20 protein-coding genes and 2 tRNA genes are annotated in these 22426 nt (G+C 58.9%); 2 read left to right on the top strand and 20 right to left on the bottom strand.

Going from position 1 to position 22426, the window contains the following annotated elements; translation table 11 throughout:
* Positions 1-12 precede the first annotated feature (12 nt).
* The 3 genes from fba to ONB25_05805 form a co-directional block, all read right to left on the bottom strand.
* The gene (gene fba / locus ONB25_05815) at positions 13-939 is read right to left on the bottom strand and encodes a class II fructose-1,6-bisphosphate aldolase (GenBank protein MDZ7392399.1); all 927 of its coding nucleotides are present in this window, start codon (positions 937-939) and stop codon (positions 13-15) included.
* 305 nt (positions 940-1244) lie between these two features.
* Positions 1245-1955 carry a ComF family protein gene (locus tag ONB25_05810; GenBank protein MDZ7392398.1) on the bottom strand — a complete coding sequence of 237 codons (711 nt, stop codon included), beginning with the start codon at positions 1953-1955 and terminating at the stop codon, positions 1245-1247.
* 419 nt (positions 1956-2374) lie between these two features.
* The gene (locus tag ONB25_05805) at positions 2375-3688 is read right to left on the bottom strand and encodes a hypothetical protein (GenBank protein ID MDZ7392397.1); all 1314 of its coding nucleotides are present in this window, start codon (positions 3686-3688) and stop codon (positions 2375-2377) included.
* A gap of 205 nt (positions 3689-3893) precedes the next feature.
* Here ONB25_05805 and ONB25_05800 point away from each other — a divergent pair, with 205 nt between their 5' ends.
* Positions 3894-4526 (top strand): cyclase family protein, encoded by a 633-nt coding sequence (locus tag ONB25_05800; GenBank protein ID MDZ7392396.1) that lies wholly within the window; start codon positions 3894-3896, stop codon positions 4524-4526.
* A gap of 226 nt (positions 4527-4752) precedes the next feature.
* Here ONB25_05800 and ONB25_05795 read toward each other — a convergent pair whose 3' ends face one another.
* The 13 genes from ONB25_05795 to ONB25_05735 all read right to left on the bottom strand — a co-directional run bounded on the left by ONB25_05795 (position 4753) and on the right by ONB25_05735 (position 18328).
* The gene (locus ONB25_05795; GenBank protein MDZ7392395.1) at positions 4753-5658 is read right to left on the bottom strand and encodes a TIGR00730 family Rossman fold protein; all 906 of its coding nucleotides are present in this window, start codon (positions 5656-5658) and stop codon (positions 4753-4755) included.
* 22 nt (positions 5659-5680) lie between these two features.
* Positions 5681-6430 carry an alpha/beta fold hydrolase gene (locus ONB25_05790; GenBank protein MDZ7392394.1) on the bottom strand — a complete coding sequence of 250 codons (750 nt, stop codon included), beginning with the start codon at positions 6428-6430 and terminating at the stop codon, positions 5681-5683.
* Entirely contained in the window at positions 6412-7719 is a 1308-nt protein-coding gene (locus tag ONB25_05785; protein MDZ7392393.1) for a (Fe-S)-binding protein, read from the bottom strand. The genes ONB25_05790 and ONB25_05785 overlap by 19 nt, the downstream gene beginning before the upstream one ends.
* On the bottom strand, positions 7720-9063 hold the full coding sequence (locus ONB25_05780; GenBank protein MDZ7392392.1) for an FAD-binding oxidoreductase: 1344 nt from the start codon (positions 9061-9063) through the stop codon (positions 7720-7722).
* Entirely contained in the window at positions 9060-10466 is a 1407-nt protein-coding gene (locus ONB25_05775; GenBank protein MDZ7392391.1) for an FAD-binding protein, read from the bottom strand. The genes ONB25_05780 and ONB25_05775 overlap by 4 nt, the downstream gene beginning before the upstream one ends.
* 27 nt (positions 10467-10493) lie before the next feature.
* A complete protein-coding gene (locus ONB25_05770; protein ID MDZ7392390.1) occupies positions 10494-12155 on the bottom strand; it encodes a thiamine pyrophosphate-dependent enzyme in 1662 nt (553 codons plus the stop codon).
* Between the two features lie 38 nt (positions 12156-12193).
* Entirely contained in the window at positions 12194-13609 is a 1416-nt protein-coding gene (locus tag ONB25_05765; protein ID MDZ7392389.1) for a peptidylprolyl isomerase, read from the bottom strand.
* Between the two features lie 117 nt (positions 13610-13726).
* Positions 13727-13799: transfer RNA gene (locus ONB25_05760), tRNA-Ile, on the bottom strand.
* A gap of 78 nt (positions 13800-13877) precedes the next feature.
* Positions 13878-14393: a DUF2914 domain-containing protein gene (locus ONB25_05755; GenBank protein ID MDZ7392388.1), complete on the bottom strand. Its 516-nt coding sequence runs from the start codon at positions 14391-14393 to the stop codon at positions 13878-13880.
* Between the two features lie 94 nt (positions 14394-14487).
* Positions 14488-15375, bottom strand: a complete 888-nt coding sequence (locus ONB25_05750; GenBank protein MDZ7392387.1) for an ATP-binding protein — start codon at positions 15373-15375, stop codon at positions 14488-14490.
* Positions 15376-15407: 32 nt separating this feature from the next.
* Complete coding sequence (gene menA / locus ONB25_05745; GenBank protein ID MDZ7392386.1) at positions 15408-16340, bottom strand: 1,4-dihydroxy-2-naphthoate octaprenyltransferase; 933 nt, start codon at positions 16338-16340, stop codon at positions 15408-15410.
* Positions 16337-18034 carry a long-chain fatty acid--CoA ligase gene (locus ONB25_05740; protein MDZ7392385.1) on the bottom strand — a complete coding sequence of 566 codons (1698 nt, stop codon included), beginning with the start codon at positions 18032-18034 and terminating at the stop codon, positions 16337-16339. The genes menA and ONB25_05740 overlap by 4 nt, the downstream gene beginning before the upstream one ends.
* 153 nt (positions 18035-18187) lie before the next feature.
* Positions 18188-18328: a hypothetical protein gene (locus ONB25_05735; protein ID MDZ7392384.1), complete on the bottom strand. Its 141-nt coding sequence runs from the start codon at positions 18326-18328 to the stop codon at positions 18188-18190.
* 176 nt (positions 18329-18504) lie between these two features.
* Between ONB25_05735 and ONB25_05730 the strand changes: the two genes are divergently transcribed.
* On the top strand, positions 18505-18735 hold the full coding sequence (locus tag ONB25_05730) for a hypothetical protein (GenBank protein MDZ7392383.1): 231 nt from the start codon (positions 18505-18507) through the stop codon (positions 18733-18735).
* A gap of 62 nt (positions 18736-18797) precedes the next feature.
* Here ONB25_05730 and ONB25_05725 read toward each other — a convergent pair.
* From ONB25_05725 to ONB25_05710, 4 genes are all read right to left on the bottom strand, one after another.
* Positions 18798-18870 (bottom strand) — tRNA-Ala (locus tag ONB25_05725).
* Positions 18871-18906: 36 nt separating this feature from the next.
* Positions 18907-20163 carry an alanine--tRNA ligase-related protein gene (locus tag ONB25_05720; GenBank protein ID MDZ7392382.1) on the bottom strand — a complete coding sequence of 419 codons (1257 nt, stop codon included), beginning with the start codon at positions 20161-20163 and terminating at the stop codon, positions 18907-18909.
* A gap of 45 nt (positions 20164-20208) precedes the next feature.
* Positions 20209-20982, bottom strand: a complete 774-nt coding sequence (locus ONB25_05715) for a hypothetical protein (GenBank protein MDZ7392381.1) — start codon at positions 20980-20982, stop codon at positions 20209-20211.
* Between the two features lie 54 nt (positions 20983-21036).
* Positions 21037-21192: a hypothetical protein gene (locus tag ONB25_05710; protein ID MDZ7392380.1), complete on the bottom strand. Its 156-nt coding sequence runs from the start codon at positions 21190-21192 to the stop codon at positions 21037-21039.
* Positions 21193-22426: the final 1234 nt, after the last annotated feature.

Genomic DNA, 22426 nt, shown 5'->3' with positions numbered 1-22426 from the left:
AACACTCAGTTCCTAAGCCTTACCATTACACCCGAGTACATGCAACTTGTGTCGCACCATCTCCTTAATAGCCTGGCGCGCAGGTCCCAAGTAGAGCCGCGGGTCAAAATTCGCGGGATTTTCTGCAAACTCTTTGCGAATAGTCGCAGTCATTGCCAGGCGCAGGTCAGTGTCGATGTTCACTTTGCAAACGCCGCCTTTTACTGCGCGCGAAATCATCTCTTCGGGCACGCCCTTCGCCCCCGGGAGCTTTCCGCCGTATTTGTTGCACAGCTCTACGTACTCCTGCAATACGCTGGAAGCCCCGTGAAGCACCAACGGGAAACCGGGTAGACGCTCCTCGATAGCCTTCAGCCGCTCGAAATCAAGCCTCGGTTCGCCTTTGAATTTGTACGCCCCGTGGCTCGTACCGATGGCCACAGCCAGAGAGTCGCACCCCGTGCGCTCGACAAATTCGCGCGCCTGGTCAGGATTGGTAAAGACCGCATCCTGCTCAGTCACGGAAACGTGCTCCTCGACGCCAGCCAACTTTCCTAGTTCGGCCTCCACCGGAATGCCTCGCGGATGGGCATACTCCACTACCTTCTTGGTCAACGCCACGTTGTCTTCGAAAGAAAGATGCGAACCGTCAATCATTACTGAAGTGAATCCCCCATCGATGCAGGCCTTACAAAGCTCAAAACTATCCCCATGGTCGAGGTGCACGGCGATGGGCAAGTCGGATATCTGCAGCGCCGCTTCGATGAGTTTCATCAAGTATTCGTGGCGGGCGTATTTGCGTGCACCCTTGGAAATCTGCAGAATCAGCGGGGCACGTTCCTCCTCCGCCGCCTCCACGATTCCCTGGATGATCTCCATGTTGTTGACATTGAACGCGCCAATGGCATACCCACCCTCGTATGCCTTCGCAAACATCTCCTTTGTGGTGACCAGTGGCATTGTTCCTCGCTTCCAGTCCAGTCTTTGATTTGATTTCAAAAAAGCAGCACATGAAGCGTGCTGCTCGCAAGAGTCTGTCAGCGCCCGATTATGCGGACACTAATTATATGAAAAAATCGGCAAAATGTCAAGCCATTATTCCCTGAACCGCAAGATTCTCGAATTCGTCCCTTAGGAAAGTGTTACCGCGAGCGATTGCAGCAGTGGGTGACCCCACCGGACCTCACTCTTGGGGAACAAAGTGCTTCTTGTAGCCCATCTGCCCGAGTTCTGGAAGTGCACCCTCCTGGTCCACGAGCACAGCACTAAGCCCTCGCAGCGGTTGCAAGGAAAACCTCTAAAGCACCCGCTTCTTTCAGCACGCGGGCGCACTCACTAGCTGTGGCACCGGTCGTCAAGACGTCATCCACGAGGATGACTCTCCTCCCGCCCACTTCTGCCGGCAGCCTGACCGCAAATGCGCCTGCCACATTTTTGGCGCGCTCACTGGCTCCCAGTTGGGATTGGGGCCTTGTGTAGCGGGTCCGGCGCAGCAGGTCGGTTTCTACCGGAAGCCCGCACACCTTGGCAGCTCGCCGCGCCAAGAGTTCGCTCTGGTTGTAGCCTCGTTCCCTCCTACGCGCGGGGTGAAGGGGAATGGGGACCAGGACGTCTCCCCTGTCACAAAGACCCGTCGCCACCAGGGTCCCCCCCACGGCCAAACCAAGGGGCCGGGCCAAACACGTGTACCCTCCATACTTGAACAGATGGATGATGCGCTCCACCTGTTCGTCGTAGCGCCACACGGCAACCGAAGCGTCCAGGTGTTGTGGCTGCCCATGTTTCGCCCCGCCGGTATGAACAACACCGCCTGGGCTCGGAGTCAACGGGAGCGCAAACCAGCAGTTGTAGCACACCAGGCACTCATGGCGAGCCAGATGCGCGCCACAGAACATACAGTAGGGCGGAAAGACAAAATCCAGCAGCGGCGCCAGGAGTTCTTCCAGCTTCTCCCGCCAAGCGAGCGCATTCCCCATTTTTACTCTCCAGAACACCTACCCCCGAACCTACGGTGAGCACAGGTCGCTCTAGGCTATAACCCAAGGGTCCCTGTTACGCCTGCTTGGGGAATTTCCACCATCTGGCTGAATGTTTGGTGGCCCCATGTGCCCGTGCCATAGGGTTAGACCAAGGCACAAGGACGGCCTCACAATCTTCGCACCGCCTCTTCCGTCGCGTTATCAGGCCCGATTGGGCACGTGCTCTATCCGCCTCCGGTATTCTCTTCCCCTGATGGCTGCCAGAAGTCGTTCCCCCCTCTCCCATTATGGACGCGACCTCAGCAAGAAGAGCGTCACCACACCAGAAGGAGAACCAATTCGCGCACGATCGCTTGTCTGGACCCGATATTAGCCGACTCCTCACGACGATCGAGCAATGCGGGCAGCAACCTGGCTCACTTTAGAAAGTTCCACACGAACGAAACGCTTGGCTGCACCCGTTCTTGAGGTTTGTACTGCTTGTTGGTCTCGTCCCACTCCAGTGTCCATATGTAGTCGCAATACAGAATCAGGTACGGCTTGATCTTGTAGCCGAGCCCAACCTTGGCCACCGAGTGGCGGTCCAATGTAAAGATGTCACGTAGCGTTTCCACGCCGACCTTGCTGTAGGAGGCACGCGCCGCAATCATGGGCACGTTGGGCACGTCCGCACCCAGGTGTAGGACGCCGCTCTGCTTGGTCTCATCCAGGCGCTCGAACATCCCGATAAGGCGCACAGTCTTGAGAATTTCCCCGTAAAGCTCGCCGAAATAGCCCTTTTTCTCGGTGGTAATAAAGCGGAGGGAGTCGGCCTTGGTAGCAATCTCACGATTGCTTGTGTATCCCGCCATGAAGTGCCGCTCCACTTCGTAGAAAGGCCCAAAATAGGTAGGCAAGTACTCTTTCCCCAGCCAGCGGCGCTCGAATTTCGCGTGCACGTCCACCAAACCCCAGAGGTTACCCAGATCGGCGCTGATCCCTGCTGCCTGCCCAGAGCCGAAATCGACGATCTTGGCAAAGTCAGCGTACAAGCCCGTGCGGAAGATGCGGGTTTGGATTAGAGGTAGTTCGGCATCGAAGCCGTACTCCGCCACTCCATCGTCAGTACCGCGGTAGCAGTCCGGGTCGATATCGGTGACGTAAGTTGCGCCCACTGCAAAGTTCTTGATGATCGGCAGGGTCGTGAGAGCGCGCAAAGGACGCCAATAGACGCGGCCCCCCATGATCTCTGCCCGGCCCAGGTTACTGGTGAATGACTCAAAACCGGCAGTGCCAAGGTCAAGGTCAAACACCAACCCGATCTTGCGCTCGTCGTAGTTGACGTCGTTGGCGTAGTAGTTGACAATAAAGCCATGCCCCAACCGCGTGCCGTCCAAACCTCCAATCCGCGCGTACACCGGGTCGTACTTCCGGCCATAGCGGACATAACGGATCAACCGAAAGTAGTCGTAGCCGGTATCCCAGTCTTTTGATCGGATCTTGCCGCTCTCAACATTATACAGAAGGTTGATGTTTAGTCCCACCCCGATCTTGCCGAAGCCCAGTTCTGGGCGGACCGTGAACGCAAGATAGTTGTCGCCGTCAATGTTCGCGTAGCCGAGCCCCCCGATGAATATTCCCCCCTGCCCTAGGTAGCCAACTCCCCCGTCATAGATCTGTCCCCTCAAAGGAGAGATCCCCATAGTCGCAAGGACAAGGGGAAGCCACACAATCAGCAGGTTTTTGCGCATAGCCTTCACCTCCATTAGTCCAACAGCACGTGGCTTCACACGTCACAATCTACCCAACCCCCGGCAAAAAGTCAAGTTATTTTTTCTTGAGAGGTCGAATGCAACGGCCCACAAGAATGCACTTGACTTTTTGCGTCGACGTTCATAACTTGTCCGAGCAATCGGTACCTACGATAGACTCAAAGTGAACCGGCCAGAGGCAGGTATGCGCGTCTACGATTGCTCTGTGGCGCTGAAAGAAGGGGTGGTCATCTATCCCGGGGACCCGCCCTTTCGTGCTGAGTGGTTGGATGATGGGGTTGCAGGTGGCGGGGGCAGACTGCGACGTCTGTCGATGAGCACCCACACTGGCACTCATGTTGATGCCCCTGCCCACGTTTTTCCAGGAGGGCGCACCCTCGACCAGTTCCCGCTCGACGTATGGCTCGGACAGGTACGCATAGCGGCGGTCCCGTCAAAGTGCCACGTCACCGCCGAAGACCTCCGTCGAGTGGACCTTGAGGGCTGCACGAGGGTGTTTATCAAGACCTCGAACTCGTTGCTCTGGGATGCCCACGTTAGGTTCTTTGTGAAAGACTACGTCTACCTGGCCCCTGATGCAGCCCGCTATCTCGCTGACTTGGGCCTTGTTCTTCTGGGTTTTGACTATCTTTCGGTCGACAAATTCGGTGACCAGTCGCTGCCCGCCCATAAGATTCTCCTCGGCCAGGGTATCCCCATTGTGGAAGCCCTCAATCTCGCCGCTGTGACGCCGGGTGACTATGAGGTCGTGTGTGCCCCTCTGCTCCTTGCCGAAGCAGAGGGTGCGCCGGCCAGGGTCTTCTTGCTCGAGGAGTGACGCACGCCAAGCTTTTTCCCGCGTGCCACTAAAGCAACGTCCATTTCCAACCCACAGCTTCGCTTTGAGAGCGATGCAGGCACGCCGCGCGCACACAGGTCCCTTTGCCGCGCCGCCCTTGAGGACCCACACTGACTGGAACCACGCGCCTAAGACGAGCAGAAACCAGCCACTCTCGCGGTCAGTCGTCCTCGCCTGGCATTCCACCTCTCACGGCGGGAGAGGTCTACAGGTACCAGTATTTGCGCCGTCTTCCTCTTAGGAAACGTTGGGTGAGCTCAGTGGTGAGGAATTCGTACGCCTCATCCACCGTTGAGGCAAATGAGAAAAGCTCCATATCCTTCTCAGAAATCACGCCATACTCGAGGAGCTTGTCAAAGTTGATTACCTGCTCCCAGTACTCCCTGCCGTACGCAAGCACGGGTACGAGCTTCTTCATTTTCCCTGTCTGCAGCAGCGTCAGAACCTCAAACCACTCATCGAGGGTACCGAAGCCGCCGGGGAATACAGCAAGCGCTTTTGCCAGGTAAACAAACCAGAACTTGCGCATGAAGAAGTAGTGGAATTCGAACCCGAGGCCTGGTGATATCCATGGGTTCGGCTCTTGCTCGTGGGGCAGGCTAATGTTCATGCCGATGGTGTGCCCTCCAGCCTCGGCAGCGCCCCTGTTGGCCGCCTCCATGATCCCAGGGCCACCACCAGAACAGACCACGAAGCGCTGGTTTTCGTTCAGACTCATCGACCACTCGGTCAAACGCCGAGCAAGCTCACGCGCGTCCTCGTAGTACTTTGACAGGTAAAGCTGATTCTGCGCCGCCTTGAGGGCAGCGGCCAACTGCTCCGGCTCGCCTTCCCCGCGAGCAAGAGCGGCTTGCGCTGCAGCGAGTTGCCTCTCGGCCTGCTCTCTGGGTATAGCCCTGGCAGAGCCGAAAAAAACGATTGTATCTTTCACGCGCCGTTTTCGCAGACGCTGAAACGGCTCCAGATACTCGGCCAACATCCGCAGTACGCGCGCGTCTGAACTGTTCAGAAAGCGGGCGTTACGATAAGCCTTCTGCAGGTGCCTATTGTGTTTCCTGCGCGGCCCGGAGGTCTGAGCTTCTGAGACCTTGCTGTCTACGTCGATCTCCATCGGACCACCTCCCTCCTTCCCTTCACCGCAAATGGCGCCGCAGCCACCGCACCGTGGTGGTGATGAGCTTGCGGCGAAAACGAACTGTTTCGAACATGTGTCCTGCTCCGGGGATCATGTAAAAGTCTGCAGGTGGCAGTGCCTTGACCTGCATGAGCCGAAATCCATCAACAAAGAGCGGGTCGTCCTTATCACCCTGGATGAGCAGCTTGGGCATGGCCAGTTTGCGAAAAGCGCGAAGCACGTCACGCTTGACAGCATCTTCCCAGAACTGGCGTTTGAGGAACCACCCGTCGTGCTCGTAGCCGGGAAGGCTTTGATCGGACCGTACGGCTTCAGGGGCGCGCGCCTCGAAGAGCTTGCGCAAATCCGGCACCACCGACCACCCCACGAAAGCATCAACGGGGTGGCGCGCCAAGGTGAGGATGGCGGTCGCGCCGCCAAGACTGACGCCCAACACCGCCAGTCGGTTGCAGTCCTGTTGTTTCATGAATGCCAATGCATCAATGAGATTGGCAATGTTATGGGCCAGACTAGTATCGGCAAAGTCTCCTTCGCTGTCTCCAGACCCGTAGAAGTCGAAGCGAAATGCGGCCAGGCCTGCTTCGGCAAAAGCTCGAGCCGCCTCCACGAACAACCGCCTGCTTTCCACCTTGTTGCCAGTGAAGCCGTGGCACATGACCACGCCACGCCCCGTGTGCACTTCGGGCAGATGGAGCATGCCCACGAGCTGGTGCCCCTCGCTGGAAAAGGCTACTGGGTACTCACGCATGCCGGTACCTCGGGGCCGTTCGACTGACCCATCGTCTTCGCGGCTACCAATTCCACCACATGCATCACGCGCACATTCAGCTTGTGGCGCCGCACCCCATATGAGAGTTGCATCAGACACGACGGACAGGCAGTGGTGAGCACCTGTGCACCAGTCCGTGCCACATTCGCCATCTTTCTGGCCAGAATCGCCTCTGACACATCGGGGTGCGTAATGTTGTACGAGCCCGCACCCCCGCAGCACCAGTCGGACTCTGGCAGTTCCACGAAATCAACCCCTGGAAGCGAACGGAGTAGCTGTCGAGGGGCATTGCGCTCTCTGAGGTGATGACTGAGGTGACATGGGTCGTGGTAAGTGACGCTTATTCTCTCCGCTTCAGGCGTCGGCTTCATCGGAAGGGTGCGGAGAAACTGTGTAGCGTCTTGAACCCGCGCGGCAATCGTGTGCGCCAGCTCCTCATAGGGTGCATCGCCAGAAAGAAGGTGTGGGTACTCTTTGAGGAACGACACACAACTTGCGCATTCGCTAATCACCACGTCTGCGTCGACTTTGGCCATTACGTCCAGGTTATGTCGGGCCAACTTTTGCGCGCTTTCAATGTCGCCATAGGCGTATGGAGGAAGGCCGCAGCAGAGGTTGTCCAAAAGGGTAACTGTGCACTTGGCGTCTTGGAGCACACGCAACGTGGCGCTCCCCACGTGCGGCAAAGCAAAATTGATGGCACACCCGACAAAATACGCCACTCGCGGCTTTTGCTGAGAGGAGCTGGGGGATTCCACTCTCACAACCTCGCGCAAGAAACGACGTGGAATGCGCGGTACTAACGCCTCTGCCGTGGCGATACTCTTGCCGTACCACCCCAAGATACGTAGCACCCGTGCCAAACCAGAGAGGCCGCTGTTCTTGCCGAGGCGGGCCAAGGACAGCAGACGGCCAAGTGCACCGGGATTGGGCAGAAGACGCTCAAAGATGACCTGCTGAATGGCCGGCCGTCCGAAGTGCTCGTAGTAAGCAGCACGGGCGGCTGCTACAATGTGGTCGGTACGCACTTCGGGGTGGCAATTACTCACGCAGGCGGCGCACATTAGACAACCGAAAATGGCCGACTTGACGTCGCGATTCAGAGGCATCCTCCCTTCATACACGGCCCGAACTAGGTTGTTGCGGCCTCGCGCGACGTTTCGCTCCACATGCGTCAGGGAGAAGGTCGGGCACGTTGGCTGGCAGTACCCGCACCTATTGCACCGCGACGCCTCATCGTACACCCAGCGCAATGGGCTTTCAGACATTCACAGGCCTCCAATGAAACGTCCGCCCACAAACACCCCTCGCGGGTCGAACTGCTGCTTAATGCGACGCATCAGGTCCAGCGTCTCTTCATGTGCACCCCACACATCCGCATGCCGCTTGGTTTCCGCGCTGGCTCGCGTAATCACGACCGACCCTCCGGATGCAGCCACGCCACCGCGGAGCTCCACCAGCCGCTCTACTACACGTTGCTGGTCACCCTGACTGGCGGCCACGTTGGCTACCACAACACCCAAACCAAAATGACACACGATTTCTGCCGCGAAGCCCACCTCTCGCACACGTTCCTCAATTGCCACGCACATGGCCTCCACATCACTTATCGGCACATTCGCACGCACCTGAAGGGTTCCCGGTTCTCCACGCAACACGGCACTCAGCTCCCTGCGAAAGCCTAACGCCTTCTTGGACGTGAGCTCTCGCGTATCCCCCCCGTAGGTCGCAGTGAGCTCTTGTGCTGCTTCCTGTGCGGTCGCGGCTACCACTTGGCGCTTACCCTCAAACATAATGGCCAGCACGTACGACGCGGAACTTTTCGCGCAGTCAGTTTTGCTGAGCCGAGCGAGCGCAGCTGAGTTGAGCACCTCTACAGCAGCTGGGCAAAGAGGAGAGTTGACCAGCGCTGCAGCGGCACGGCAACACTCTCGCCGGCTGGCAAAACTGGCAAGGACGATACGCGTTGTCTCCGGGGCGGGCAGCAAACGCAGAGTCACGCGGGTCAATGTTCCGATTGAGCCGAGCGACCCCACAAACAACTTGCACAAGTCATAGCCGGCAACGTTTTTGACCGTTTTTCCCCCGGATTTGATTACGGTTCCGTCGGCCAGAACGGCGGTACAGCCTAGTAGCAGATCTCTCATTCCACCGTAAAGCAAGCGGATCGGCCCAAAAGCGTTCGCCGCTACCAGCCCACCGATTGTGGCCTTTCCTGACACAGGCGGGTCAAGGGGCAGCCGGAGGTTCCGCTGACGAACGATGTGCTGCAGTAGGGCAATGGGCATTCCCGCCTGAACAGAGACCGTGAGGTTTTCCGCGTCGAAATCGAGGAGTTGGGTCAATCGCGTGGTGCAAACAACCAAGTCAAATGGTTCGGGCACCCCGCCGAGGTGCAAGAGTTCACCTGCACCACGGACTAGCACCTTCGCATGCTGGCGATGCGCCTCGCGAAGCCACTGAGCCAGTTCCTCCTCGCTTTCTGGCCAAACTACGGCTGAGGGCGTCACGCCGTCGATGGAGTAGCGGGCGACAGTCGCGCTGTCCAGGCGAATTTCGGACTTGCCAGTGACCAGCGCCCCATGCAGGCGATGCTTTGATTGGTTGTTCACGCTGGGGCACCTCCTCTGCCGTAGTAGTGCTCGGGGAAAATCTTACCAGGGTTCAAGACAAGACGAGGATCGAACACTCGTTTCAAGGCGAACATTGCCTCCATGTCTTCTTCGCGAAAAACGAGCGACATGGCAGCGATCTTTTCCAGGCCGATTCCGTGCTCGCCGCTGATGGTCCCCCCTACTGCTACGCACACTTCCAAGATCTCATGACTGGCCTTGATGACTCGTTGCCGCTCATCGGGGTCACGGGCGTCGAACATCAAATTGGGATGCAAATTGCCATCGCCGGCATGGAGGAGGTTGGCGTGCTGGAGGCGGTATTTGCGGGCGATACGCCCCACCTCGCGCAGCACCGCGGGCAGCTTCTCGCGGGGCACGGTGCCATCAGCCACCATGATAGAGGGACGAACGCGAGTCATCGCGCCGAATGCACCGCGCCTGCCTGCCCAAAGAGCCTGCCGCTCCTGTTCATCACGTGCCAGGCGTACCTCACGCGCTCCGTGCCGAGTGCAAAGAAGGCTCACTTCGCGCGCCTGAGCCTCTAGCCCGGCAGCTGGGCCATCCACCTCGATAACCAGCACCGCCTCGGCGTCGGTGGGATATCCAACGGCCAACGAGGCCTCCACAGCCTGAATGGTCAGCCGGTCCATCATCTCCAGTGTGGCGGGCACTATGCCCCGTCCAATGATGTCGGAGACCGCATCAGCCGCGTGGTCCAGGGAGTCGAAGATCGCCAAGAGTGTCTTGACCTGCTGCGGCAGGGGCATAATACGTACGACGATCTTTGTGAAAACGCAGAGGGTCCCCTCCGAGCCCACCAATGTGCCCACAAGGTCGTAACCCGGTACGTCGAGTGCCTTTCCTCCCAGCTGGCATACCCTCCCGTCGGCGAGCACCACCTCAAGGCCCAGCACATGATTGGTGGTCACTCCGTACTTCAGGCAATGAGGACCGCCGGCGTTCTCCGCCACGTTGCCGCCGATGGTGGATACCTTTTGACTGGCCGGGTCAGGAGCGTAGAAAAAGCCGAGCGGAGCCAACGCATTCTGCAAGTCCAAGTTATAGACGCCGGGCTCCACCACCGCCCGCTGATTGGCCGTGTCGATTTCCAAAATGCGGTTCATCCGGGAGAGTTCCAGCACTATTCCGCCCCTCGCCGGCACAGACCCACCGCTCAGATTCGTGCCCGATCCCCGCGGCACACAGGGGATACCATGGCGATGCGCTAAAGCCAGGACCTGGCTTACCTCGTGCGTGGAATGCGCAAAGACAACAACATCCGGCCGCATGGCGTCCATGCTGCCGTCGTACTCGTACAAGAGAAGATCTACCTCCGCCGTCAGGACGTTCTCCTTACCCACAATCTTGCGAAGGTTCTTGAGGGTTTCCGATGAGAGCATAGGGACTTTGACCAGTTTTGGTATCAGTTACGGGATCAAAGGACATGGTGAGCGAAGCACTACCACACGCAATCCATCCACCGTGAGCGCCTCCGAGAAGACCTGTCGGGTACGCGTCTCGTTCTCTGGGTCCACCACCCGCAGGAGGTCGACACCGCAGGCGCTAACCAACTCTTCCAAGGCCACCCGCTTGAAGCGCTCGTTCTGGAGCACATAGGTGCTGCCAGGATTCGGCTGGAATCCCGTGGTGGCCGACGTCTGGTTGTCGAAGATAACCACGATCAGTTGTGCCTTTTCGCGGGCAGCCTCGATCAGGCTATTGATACCCCAGGCGAAGAAGGCTGTGTCGCCCATCACCGCGATAACCGGCAAGGTGCTCACCTGCCGTGCGAGCCCCTTTGCGAGACTGATTGCCGCCCCGAGGTTGTAGGAGACGTCAACCAGACTTAGCGGAGGTACTGCGGCGCGCATGGTGCAGCCAGGGTCGCCAACGATGATGGGGGGCGCATCGCCGAACACGGCGCGGAGCACCTGCTTGAGCACCCGGAAGGCATGCACATGGGGGCACCCGGTGCAGAAACCCTTCTCTGCTTTGGGCTTGTCTGGCTTTTCCTCGTACGGAAAGAAAGGCCGAGCCGGGGCAAAGCGTGGTTCAAACTGCGACAGAATCTCTTCGATCTGCCAGCGGAACAGCTCCCCGCCGCCAGGCACCAAGCCGCTGTACCGCCCCTTGATTTCCACGTTCAGCTTACGTCGATGCACGAGCTCTACGAGGGCTTGCTCAACCACAGGGGCACCCTCTTCGAGCACGGCAACCTCGTCAGTGGACTGGAGGGACCCTGCCAACCACGCCGCTGGCAGCGGCACTGGGGTACCAAGGCTGCAGAGCGTGAAATGCCCGTGCGCCAGGTCGCCCACAATGTCGCTGACCTCAGAGGCGACGTGTCCCACGGCTACTACTGCCCGCCGCGCAGCACCTGTCACCTCGTTGAACAGCGAATGCGAAAAGCCCTCTGCGATGCGCTCCCACTTCCAAAGCAGACGTTCCCGCCGTTCTGCCGCCACAGAGGGCGTGGCAACCCACTTGCCTGGTTCACGGGCAAGGCGCGTTTCCGACCCAGGGGTGCGTACCAACTTCTCTACCACTACCTCCCCGCGCATGCGCGCATAGGCGGGGACGATACGAACCACCACCGGCAGCTGGTACTCTTCAGACAGCCGAAAGGCCTCCTCCACCATCTCCGCGCCTTGAGCTGGAGTAGCCGGCTCCAACACGGGCACGGAGGCCAGCGCCGCCAGGGTACGTGCATCAACGTGAGCACTGGACTCTGTGGTGCCTGGGTCATCTCCTGCCAGAAGCACAAGCCCTGCGTTCGTGCCAGTCGTCGCCGCCACCAGGAGTGCGTCCAGCGCTGTTGCCAGGCCACTCCCCGGCAGACACACCAGGACCCTACGACCCAGCAATGACGCGCCCACCGCCTCCTCTACTGCAGCGACCGGGCTAACATTCCACGTGGCGGTAACGCCCCTGCTTTGCCCTGCCGCGGCCAGCAGTTGCAACGTGCGGGCCCCGGGGCGACCAGGGAATCCGCAGACCACCTGGACGCCGGCTCGGAATGCACCCAAGGCAAGGGCTTCCTCGCCTGAAACCTCTCTGCGCAGGGTTGTTACCCGACCTGTGGTCTGCATAGAAAAACTCCAACCCCCTAAACATCCGCCCGAGCGCCTTACTTCTGACCCTGACGCCGCGCCTCTAACTGCGCTGCCGCCTCTTGCAATGCCTTTTGGTTCCAGCGAATCTTGTGCCTGCTGCGCAACTCCGCCACCACCTTGTCTTGCAGGGCACTAGTGCGGGAACCCACAAGATAGCTATAGACCCGTGCCCGCGCTTGCACGAAGCTCAGCCCCTTGTACTTGGTCTCTTTGTTCCTCTCGTATTCCTCCAGCGCTTCGTCTTCACTCACTTGCACCTTGCTGGTCACAAGTCGGCGCCTGCACTCTTGAAATACCACGCGCTGAGTGATCTCCTCAACGCGCTGCGCAAAATCCTCCCCCGTGTCCAGGCGCAAAGCCTTTGCCTCTTGGTAAAGGAGATCCGGGAAGAGGGCGTGTTTCGCGAAATCGACAAAGTCCTCCGTGCAATGGAAAGGGACCCGTTCGCTGACGTCAAGCTCGTTGTAACGGCGCACCAGGTCCACTGCGCGCCAACTGCCCGTGGCCCATGAAATTGCCTCTGTCTGCAGGCTCAGACCAGGTGAGCGCGCTGGGTCAAGCCGACTAGGCACCCCATCGTTGGGAGGTACGTACATCTTCACAAAGTGGGGCCCAAGAGTGTCATTGACGGTGACTCTGTAGCGCTTGAACAGCTCCTCCACCCATCCATCCATGTACTGGCTGGTCTTCGCCATCCGCAGTTGGAGGTCCAACTCACGCCGGACCTGCGCATAGGGACGCGGTTTGAAACCGCGTTTGTCGATGAGCTTCACAATGTGATAGCCAATGGCGGTCTTGACCGGCCGGGATATCTCACCCACGCTCAAGGAAAACGCTGCCTCTTCCAATGGTGGAGCTAGGTAGCCGCGCGTGTAGTAGCGCGTCATTTGTCCGCCATTCAGTGCCGTGGGGATGTCGGCCGAAAACTGGCGCGCGAGACGGGCAAAATCCGCACCCTTTCTTAGCTCCTGGTACAGGGAATCTGCCATACGCGCCGACTTGACCACTATCTGGGCGATCAGTACCTCCTGGTCCAGCTGCGCGTAGAGACGGTGTAGATCAGCCTCCGTGATCTCTAATTGCTTCGGCGCCACAGCACGGTAAAGGGGACCGTTGGGCATAGTGAGCAGATCTCGTTTCTCCGCTTCTATCCGGGCAAGCACCAGACTGTCCCGCTGCAGCCCGAGCCGGAAACCCTCGGCCCGAAACAAAAGCTCCCAGAGCATGTTCTTGTCCACATACTCCTTGACCACTTCGGGAGTGATCTGCTTACCTTGATGAAATTCCCGGCTCCACCTGAAGCGGTCCACCACCGCACGCACATCCAGGCGCTGCTTCCCCACCCGCACGACAGCTGTCGACTTTTGACCCTCGCATCCCAATCCCAGCACCGCAATTCCCAACAGAGCGTAGGCGATCACTCGCTTCACCCGGAACACCTCCTTGCCTCTTCTAAAGTCAACGCCGAGCCACCTGCGGCGCTCCAGAGACCAAAAAAGGCCATCTCCTGGCAGGATCTGGCCTTTGCCATGGTCGATTCTCAGGCGTGGGCCCTGCAGGGCTCGAACCTGCGACCGACGGATTATGAGTCCGCTGCTCTACCGGCTGAGCTAAGGGCCCCAGCTGGTTCCGACGTCGAAAATTATAGCAATAATCCCAGACAATTTCAACCCTTTTTTGCTGCCGATTCCGGTCCTTTCAGCGGCCTCCTGCGACAATCTCAAATCTGGTTTGACCCAGCAGCCTCCCCTGACTGTCTCTCACTTTCACCTGCCATGCTCCCACTTGCGAGGGCCTAATGGACTTCTTACTCCAGGTCCGCCAGCTGTCGTCTTCGACGCTGAGAGGGACAGAGGTCACCCGTCCCCCTCCGTACTGCCACTCATGGTATATTACCTCAGGACGAGAGGCGCCTTGTACCTCTGTGAAACAGTAGAGGGTCCCCACATTTGCGGGAAAGCGAGCGCCACCCTCTACGGGCTCGAGCCCTTCGACGCGTCGACATATCTGGAGCTGGGTCACTCGCAACACAGAGCGGCTGGTGTGATCTGAGAAAAGCGGCTTGCTGCGCTTCCCCTGTTCCGTCGGAGCCACAGTTCGCACTTCCCTCCGCGCTGCGCGTCTTGAACTCCTTCGCTCTGGGGGCACAATGAGCTGCAGCAGAACAAAAAGACCCACCAACCCCACAACCGCATACGTCAGTTTGTTCGCCATCCCCGCTACCTCCACCTTCGCCAAGAGCGGCTACGTCAGATCCCCCGAATCTGAAGGTCCTCCTGGGCAGAACCGAGCAAAACGCTTCCGCAGCTCACCCTTTGCCCTTCTCGGAACGCAGATACTTGACCATGACCAGTTTGTTGCCCAGCACGGGGTCTGCCTGGTAGCGAAGCTCGTCTACGGACCGCCGGATGATGTGCAGGCCAAAGCCGCCTGTTTTCCGATGGTCGGCCGCCTCGAATACATCATACGACTCGCTCACCTCCTCTTTGAAGCTCTCGCCCTCGTCATGCACCACCACGGTGAGCTTCTCGTCGTTGTAACCGACAGCTACCGAAATCCACTGGGTGGGATCGCCGTGATAGGCATGTTCGATGACGTTCAGGCACGCCTCGTACACGGCGATCTTTAGCTTGGCAATATCACGTTCAGCCATCCGCGCCTTGGTAGCCAACTCCGTGACAAAGTTGCACACCTTGTACAGCGCCTCCGGTTGACTTTGGATGCGGATGTGCCGCTTGACTTGACTATCGTCACGCTCTGCCGCTCCTTGTGGCGCAGCCAACTGGGCGGTCTCTCGCTCCAAGGGGGGTGCGCTCTTTTCCGCCACGGGCGCCCGGAGTGCCCGCAGCTCCCGGAAAGCCTCCCGCTCGTCGCCATCGATGGAGAGGTAAGTCAGGGGGCTGAATGTGAGAATGTTGTTCTTGGCTGTCTGGGTGAGATTCACCAGGCGCACATCCCCGCCTGCTCGCCGCGCTCTAGCAGTGGCTTCGAAAAGGGTCACAATAAAGCTGGAAGACGGAAAACGTACTCGCGACATGTCCACCACAATCTTGTACTGCCCACGCTCGAAACAGCGTTCAAAGGACTTGTGGACCTCTGCGACGGCCGACGGGTGCCCTGCCTCAGCTGCTGGACGCAGCCGAACAATCTCAGCGCGTTCGCCAATCTTCTCCACCAAACGATCGTCTTCAGCCATCTCACGTGCTCCACCACCTCTTCGATCGCAGATTAGGCGAGCTGGACAAGCAAATAGCTCACCGACAGAAGTACTCCAAATGCCAAGTGCACAACGATCGTCAATGCGTTCGCTGGCGCCAACGCCTTGGGCACACTATGGTAGACCCTTGCCACTCTTACCGCCTTCACGGCAAGCGGCACAGTGAGCGCTACCGCCACGCTGCCGACAGGCAACCACTTGGCCGTTACGGCCAGCACAACCCATACATACGCGAAAACCAGCATCATTGCGTACACCAACGAGCTCCTCTCCCTCCCCAGCCTTACCACCCAATGCCGCTTCCCCACGGCCGCATCGCCTTTCATGTCTTGAAACTGATTTATGAACACCACCGCTGCTATAAGCACGGCCAAAGGCAGCGAAGCAACAACCGGTTCCCAGGCAAACCTCCCTGTCTGCACGTAGTAGGCCCCCAACGTTATCAACGTGCCGAAATTGAGGCCAATTGTCAACTCCCCAACCCCTCTGCTGGCAAGGGAAAAGCCCGGCCAGGTGTAGAGAAGCCCGCTCAACAAGCCTACTGCCCCTAAGGCCAAGACCCCATAACCGACTCTTGCGGTGAGATAAGCCCCAATGATGCAGCTAAGGGCATAAAGCGCGATTGCCTCATGCAGTACCTGTTGCGGTGAGAGCCTGCCACTTTGAATCAGGCGGCTACCGCCTGTGAACGGGCGCACGAAGTCACGGTTTGCTTCGTCGGCCCCAGTCAGATGATCGAAAAAGTCGTTAATAACATTGGAGCCGGCATGGAGCAGCAAAGCACCCAGCAGAGTTAGAAAAAAGAGGCTCGGTTGGAATAGACCTTCCCGGACCCAGGCTATGGCCGTCCCTAGCAAAACCGGCAACGCACTGGCGGTGAAAAATGGTGCCCTCAACTCAGCAAGGTAGGCCCTGAGGGTTTGGGGCGGGCGCAATTCCTTCATGACTTTCCCTCCATCTTCTTCTGCCCCTGGGCTCCAGGCTGAGCGGCCAAATGCTGTTCTATCAGGACGCGTCTCAGCACTTTGCCGATCAACGACTTGGGTAAGCAGTCTCGGAATTCCACTTCCTTTGGGATCTTGTACCTGGCCAACCTCTCTTGGCAGAAGCTGATCACATCCTCTGCCGTCAGCGTCGCTCCTTCGTGGGGCACTACAAAAACCTTCACCCGCTCACCATAGTACTCATCTGGGACACCGACTGCAGCCACTTCCTTGATGCACGGGTGTTCGTAGAGCACCTCCTCCACCTCCCGGGGGTAGACATTCAGTCCCCCGGTGACGATCATGTCCTTCTTGCGGTCAACGATGTAAAAAAAGCCGTCCTCGTCCATGCGCGCGATGTCGCCGGTAGCAAGCCACCCTTCGTGAAAGGCCTCTGCGGTCTCCTCCTGGTTCCGCCAATAGCCCCGCATCACTTGCGGTCCGCGCACCATCAGTTCGCCCACCTCTCCCACCGGAAGAGGAGCCCTTGTCTCAACGTCCACAATGCGGGCATCCGTGCCTGGCCATGGCACACCGATGGACCCTACCTTCCGCTTGCCATAGATAGGGTTGCAGTGCGTGACCGGGGAGCACTCGGACAGACCATAGCCCTCAACAAGCTTGCCGTGCGTCAATTGTTCAAACCGGGTCTGGACTTCAACCGGCAAGGGCGCTCCCCCGCTGATGCAGACGCGCACCGAGCCCAAATTGAATCGCCGCACGCGAGGGTGGTGGTTGATTGCGACGTACATGGTGGGCACACCGGGGAAAATAGTGACTCTGTACCTGTGGATGGCCTTCATGACTTGCAACGGATCAAAACGTGGGACCAACACCATGGCCGAACTGGACTGAACCGCCAGATGATGGCATGCGGTCATGGCGTAGCTGTGAAACAAGGGGATGGCCGTGAGGATTACCTCTTCACCGTCCTTGATGTCCCACACCCACTGCCGCGCCTGCAGGACGTTGGCAACCAGATTTGAGTGCGTCAGCTCGGCCCCCTTGGCGAGTCCTGTCGTTCCCCCGGTGTAAAGCAAGACCGCTGTTTCCTCCGGCTTCATTTCCACCTTGGGTGGCGTGGCTTCCCCCTGGGCGAGCAGTGTCATAAAGTCCTGGACACGCTCTCCGGCGAGCACGCGCACGCCCTTTCGCAACTGCCTGAGAGAAAAAAGAAGCTTCAGGCCAGGAGGCAAGAAATCCTTCACCGAGGTGACGATCACATGTTTGATCGCAAGCCGGGGCAGCAAAGCCGTCAGGCGTGGTGAAATGGCGTCCAGGACCAGGACCGTCTCAGCTCCACTGTCGCGAAGTTGGTGCTCAAGCTCTCGCTCCGTGTAAAGAGGGTTTGTGGGTACAACGATGCCCCCCAATCTCAGTGCAGCCCAGTAGCCAATTACGTATTGGGGAATATTCGGCAATACCAGGGCCACGCGGTCCCCTTTTCGCACGCCCAGGCGATGCAGCGCACCTGCGAGACGATTGACCAGAATATCCAATTCGCCGTAGGAAATGACCCGTCCACAGAAGATAATAGCGGGACTTTGAGGTCTCTTCCTTACTGCTTCAGCCAGGAGGTCGGTGATGCGGATATCCGGAATGGTAACGGTGCGAGCTACTTCCGGATCATACGAACTGAACCAGGGCCGGTCCATCGATCTCTCCAGCTGCGTCCATAGGCAGATTCGACCATGAAGCTCCGTTGGGAGCGGAAAAACCCTGCACAAATCTACTAAAAGGGCCGATGGAATCCAAGGGGAAAGCACCTCCTTCGGCAACTCCGCACGCCGCCACTCACGAGAGCGCACTCACTGGCGATCGTGACGTTCTCTGAGACGGGAGAGATAGCGCGCCCGTTGTGCCCGCGCCCGCTGGTGGGTCTTACGGGCTACCCGCATCAACACCAGTGTCGTCAAACACAGGAGGAGAATAACGACGAGCTTTATCATAGCGTCCCCTCGTGCTGTCCTGAATGTGAGACAATGTCTCCGGGGTGAGACAATTACAGTCCCGGGCCACCGTATGCAAAGCCGGTGTTCACGACACTTAGCACTGCTGGGCCACTGGCACCGGCCTTGCAACACCACGGTCACCAATCGCAGAACGAAACGCAGCGGAGAAGCTCATGATGAACATTGAGGTGAAGCAACTGATCATTACCTGCGAGGCCTGCGGCTATGTGCGCCATTTCTCCGTGTCTAGCACGGAGGACTGTGAACAGATTTTCAACGAGTTTCAGTGCCCCAACAACTGCGGACGCAACCTCTATAGCTACATTACCGTGGGCACGTTCCGCCGGCAGACCGTCGCCGCGAGCAAGGAACCGGTGGGAGCATACACGGTGCGCGAGTTGTGAGGGGCGGCGCCTTTGCTCTCGGCGAACAAAAAAGGGCCTCACGATAGGCCCTTTTTTTTCTGTGGAGCTGAACGGATTTGAACCGTCGACCTCTTGTCTGCCAGACAAGCGCTCTCCCAGCTGAGCTACAGCCCCGACGCTGTGCAAAAATAAGCATATTCCTTGTAAAAATCAAGAAGAAAGTTTCTCATTGGACTGCGATCCGCCCGCAAGACTCCCTGGTTGCGAAGAGGCATCCCCGGGAGTTAGACCCTCCACCTTGGTCTTCAGCAAAGCCGTTGCAAGCGCAAGGCGATCCGCATCTCCTCCAGCCAATTCGACAAAATCGGGCCTCCCACCTCCTTTGGCCCCCATCATGGCGCACAACTCCGGAAGGAGGGCACGCAAGTCCACCCCCGCTCGTTTAGTGCCCACTGCTATCCGCACCTCAGGAGCAGATTGCATCATGACCACGGTCTCAACGCCGTCCGCCAGGAGCTGGAAGGCGAGCTTACGTACCAGTGCCCACTCTATCCCATTCAGTTCTTCGGAAGGAAGGCACAAACCCCGGGGAGACGAGGCCAGCACTTTTCCGCGGATCGCCTCAAGAAAGCGTTCCTGAGCGGCCCGGAGTTGTTTTGCCGCGACCTGGTGCTGGCTCCGCAGCTTCTGCACCGCAGTCAGTATTTCCTCCGTCCCCGTTGTCAGCTCGGCAGAGAGCTGGTCTAGGGTCTGCACGCGGCGCCTGAAATCGCGTAGGGCTCGTGCTCCTGCCAGAAAACGAAGCCGAACGTGTCCCCTCAGTTTTTCCTTGCCCACTATCTTGATCAGACCCACTTCTCCCGTGGCAGCCACGTGGGTACCACTGCACGGATCAAGATCAAACTCTTCCACTTCCACCAAACGTACGGGACCTTCCACCTTCGGCTCCTTCCGGAGGGTAAGGCCACGCGCCTCCTCCGGTTGCACGATGTAGGTGCGAACCGGCCGATTCTCCCACACCACCACGTTCGCCAGGTCCTCGACCTCATCGAAAACCGCCTGGCTTACCTCCGCTGTATCCAACTCCAAAGTAGACATCTCCTCCCCCAGGTGGGAAGAGAGCGTGTGCGCGCCGGCAACCCGCAAGAAGGCCTGGGCCAACAGATGGAAGGCGGTATGCTGTTGCATAAAGTCAAAGCGCCGAGGCCAATCCAACGCGCAGTGCACAGTTGCGCCCTTTGTTACGTGCCCGCGAACAAAGTGCACCACATCGCCGTCCCGTTCAACGACATCCTCTACCGACAAGCCTGCCAGTAGACCGGTGTCATGCATCTGCCCGCCCGAAGTGGGGTAGAAGGCCGTACGGTCCAGCACCACCTGGCATCCTTCGCCCGAGGGTCTTGCCTCGAGAATCTGGGCGTCGAATTCCCGCAGATAGGCATCAGCCCAATAAAGCCGCTCAGTCATCGGTGACTCCCAGTCCTCAGGGTCATGACACCAACCTTACGCTACTTACCTGGGACGAGCCTCGGTGTTCTGCATCAGCGAAGCGCGCCATTCCTCTAGTCTCTTCTGGTGTTCGTTGAGGATGGCTACCATGTCGGGGTCGTCAGGATACGAATCGTCCAAGAGTTGCTCCGTTGGGTTGAAAGCAATCACCCCTTGGTCGCCGGCACGCACTTTCACCAGCCGAGCAAGCTTCCCCTGCCTCCCGCCTGGCAGGTAGAGCACGCCGCTTTCAAGAGAGGGCTTCTGATTCTGGTAGCCCGAATTGCCGACCACCACCACATGCGGGGCTCCTGCTTTTTCCACGAGCTCATGCGCCTCTGCCCAGGTCATGAACGCCAGCACCACCACCAGGTCACACTTCTTACGCAGATCGGCCAGGACCCTCTGTACCTCTGGTACCGGGTCGCGAAAGGTAGGCTTCACCATCCCTGGCGGAGGTTGCCAGGTCATCTCATACGGCGGGCTCACGCCAATGATGCCCACACGAATGCTTCGCTTGCTCCCTTGGCCGGGAAGTTCCACGATGCGGCTCGGGGGAAACAGAAGGTTCCCTTTTTCTCCATATGCGTTGGCCGAGAGCAAGGGGATCTCTTCCTTCTTCGCCCACTCGAGTAGCGGCTGGGCGCCGTGTGCCAGGTCTCGCTGCGACACGTTGATGGCGTGGTAGCCCATCTTCGCGAGTCCTTTGAGGAGAAACTCGGCCTTGAATTTGTTCAGGGTACCTGCGCCCGCGTTGAATCCACCTGCATCAACAAGGAGCCACTGGCTCCCTTTCATGTTCTTTCTGATGTAACTGGCCCTCCGGGCCAGCCCGCCTGCGCGTCCCTCTCCTCAGCCGCATGGCTCCAGGTACCCACAGATGTCCGCCGAGTAGAAGATGGTGAGCTCGACCTCTTCGCCAAGGGAGGTGAGGGCCGTCGCGTTTTCGGCAATTTCTACTACGGCCATGGCCGCAAGAAACAGGCACAAGCGTACGAGCAACGACATGATCGACCTCCTACCCTCTTCTCAACAACGCGAACAAAATATAGCAAACCACGGCAAAAAAACAACATGTTTTCCGTCTCTGAGATGGCATCTCGAGTCTTGAAGAACCCAGGGCACCTGAACCCCCCTTGCCTGCCTTCCTCCAGCCGTGACACTGGCCCGCATTGATGGACCCGGCGTAGCGGCAGCTGAGTTCTGTAAGTTAGGTGAGGGCCGCCCCTCCTCCAGTGACGTGCGGGACGCTTGTGGCACCTGTCTTCGGCCGATTTCCCCCGGCCACGCGCCTCAAAACAGCAACGCCCACAAGGGTCAAAGCCCCGCGTGGGCGCGCATTACTGGCCGGATTTCGTGCTTTATCTCGGACGGTGCCGCTTGGACGGTCTCGTTCTCTATGTGCGCGAAGTTCGGGTCCGCACTTTACCGTCGCGTTGGGTGCCTGTCCACATCCTTTCCCGGGAAGACTTTGATTGGAGAACTCTGAAGTCTCTCGACTCTTGCCTGGGTGGTGACACGCGCATCTCCCGTTCCCGAGCTTGAGGGCGCTGACGAACCGCAGACTCCGTCCTGTAGGCCTTGCTTCCGGGACCCGCTTCGCGCGAAAAGCTGATTCGGTTTCGGCGGCCGATTGTTTCCCTGGGCGCGGGATTCTCCAGCTTTGGGGTGTGCGACGGGCTGATACCAGCAGGTTCGCGCGCCGACCTGGGCGAGGGTCTCCTTTCGGCATCCGAATATGTGGCTGGGCCAGCCGGAAGGTCACCGTATTGGCTTTGTGGCGCGCGTGTCCTCCCCTCGCTTTGCCCCGCAGGCGTCGGACGCGCGACACGTGTCCATCCGCGAGCTTCGCGGCTCTCCGGTTCATCGTGCCCACGGCGTTCCGAGTGTCGCTCCACGGCACGGACCCACGCAGGCGGCTCCGGGTGGGGGGAGGCGCGGAAAGTTCGCGGTCGTTCAAACGGGCGCCTTGCCAAGCGCTCCAGGCCGAACCGCCGCTGGCCGTTGTGCCGCACGCCAGCCGGCGGCAAACGGTAGAAACGGTCGTGGTGCCGCCACACACGTTCGTACACCGGTCGAGTGACAATGCGAACTTCCCAATAACGCGGGTGCCAGATCGGGAAAACCGGCACGTTGCAATGGTCCACATAGAACCAACAATAGCCGAACCCTAGCCTCAATCCTATGCCCCAGTCTGCAACAATCCGCTCGTTTAGGTCGCAGATGGCGAGGTATGGCTCCA

It is taken from the genome of candidate division KSB1 bacterium (assembly GCA_034506335.1).
GTDB lineage: Bacteria > Zhuqueibacterota > Zhuqueibacteria > JANLFK01 > Oleimicrobiaceae > Oleimicrobium.
The sequence above is the reverse complement of the archived record's forward strand: the minus strand, read 5'-3'. Positions and strand labels throughout refer to the sequence as shown.

What these genes read in the sequence shown, in the direction of transcription:
- fba (MDZ7392399.1), bottom strand. Translation starts at nt 939, where the DNA reads ATGCCACTGGTCACCACAAAGGAGATGTTTGCGAAGGCATACGAGGGT.
- ONB25_05810 (MDZ7392398.1), bottom strand. Translation starts at nt 1,955, where the DNA reads ATGGGGAATGCGCTCGCTTGGCGGGAGAAGCTGGAAGAACTCCTGGCG.
- ONB25_05805 (MDZ7392397.1), bottom strand. Translation starts at nt 3,688, where the DNA reads ATGCGCAAAAACCTGCTGATTGTGTGGCTTCCCCTTGTCCTTGCGACT.
- ONB25_05800 (MDZ7392396.1), top strand. Translation starts at nt 3,894, where the DNA reads ATGCGCGTCTACGATTGCTCTGTGGCGCTGAAAGAAGGGGTGGTCATC.
- ONB25_05795 (MDZ7392395.1), bottom strand. Translation starts at nt 5,658, where the DNA reads ATGGAGATCGACGTAGACAGCAAGGTCTCAGAAGCTCAGACCTCCGGG.
- ONB25_05790 (MDZ7392394.1), bottom strand. Translation starts at nt 6,430, where the DNA reads ATGCGTGAGTACCCAGTAGCCTTTTCCAGCGAGGGGCACCAGCTCGTG.
- ONB25_05785 (MDZ7392393.1), bottom strand. Translation starts at nt 7,719, where the DNA reads ATGTCTGAAAGCCCATTGCGCTGGGTGTACGATGAGGCGTCGCGGTGC.
- ONB25_05775 (MDZ7392391.1), bottom strand. Translation starts at nt 10,466, where the DNA reads ATGCTCTCATCGGAAACCCTCAAGAACCTTCGCAAGATTGTGGGTAAG.
- ONB25_05770 (MDZ7392390.1), bottom strand. Translation starts at nt 12,155, where the DNA reads ATGCAGACCACAGGTCGGGTAACAACCCTGCGCAGAGAGGTTTCAGGC.
- ONB25_05755 (MDZ7392388.1), bottom strand. Translation starts at nt 14,393, where the DNA reads ATGGCGAACAAACTGACGTATGCGGTTGTGGGGTTGGTGGGTCTTTTT.
- ONB25_05750 (MDZ7392387.1), bottom strand. Translation starts at nt 15,375, where the DNA reads ATGGCTGAAGACGATCGTTTGGTGGAGAAGATTGGCGAACGCGCTGAG.
- menA (MDZ7392386.1), bottom strand. Translation starts at nt 16,340, where the DNA reads ATGAAGGAATTGCGCCCGCCCCAAACCCTCAGGGCCTACCTTGCTGAG.
- ONB25_05740 (MDZ7392385.1), bottom strand. Translation starts at nt 18,034, where the DNA reads ATGGACCGGCCCTGGTTCAGTTCGTATGATCCGGAAGTAGCTCGCACC.
- ONB25_05735 (MDZ7392384.1), bottom strand. Translation starts at nt 18,328, where the DNA reads ATGATAAAGCTCGTCGTTATTCTCCTCCTGTGTTTGACGACACTGGTG.
- ONB25_05730 (MDZ7392383.1), top strand. Translation starts at nt 18,505, where the DNA reads ATGATGAACATTGAGGTGAAGCAACTGATCATTACCTGCGAGGCCTGC.
- ONB25_05720 (MDZ7392382.1), bottom strand. Translation starts at nt 20,163, where the DNA reads ATGACTGAGCGGCTTTATTGGGCTGATGCCTATCTGCGGGAATTCGAC.
- ONB25_05715 (MDZ7392381.1), bottom strand. Translation starts at nt 20,982, where the DNA reads ATGAAAGGGAGCCAGTGGCTCCTTGTTGATGCAGGTGGATTCAACGCG.
- ONB25_05710 (MDZ7392380.1), bottom strand. Translation starts at nt 21,192, where the DNA reads ATGTCGTTGCTCGTACGCTTGTGCCTGTTTCTTGCGGCCATGGCCGTA.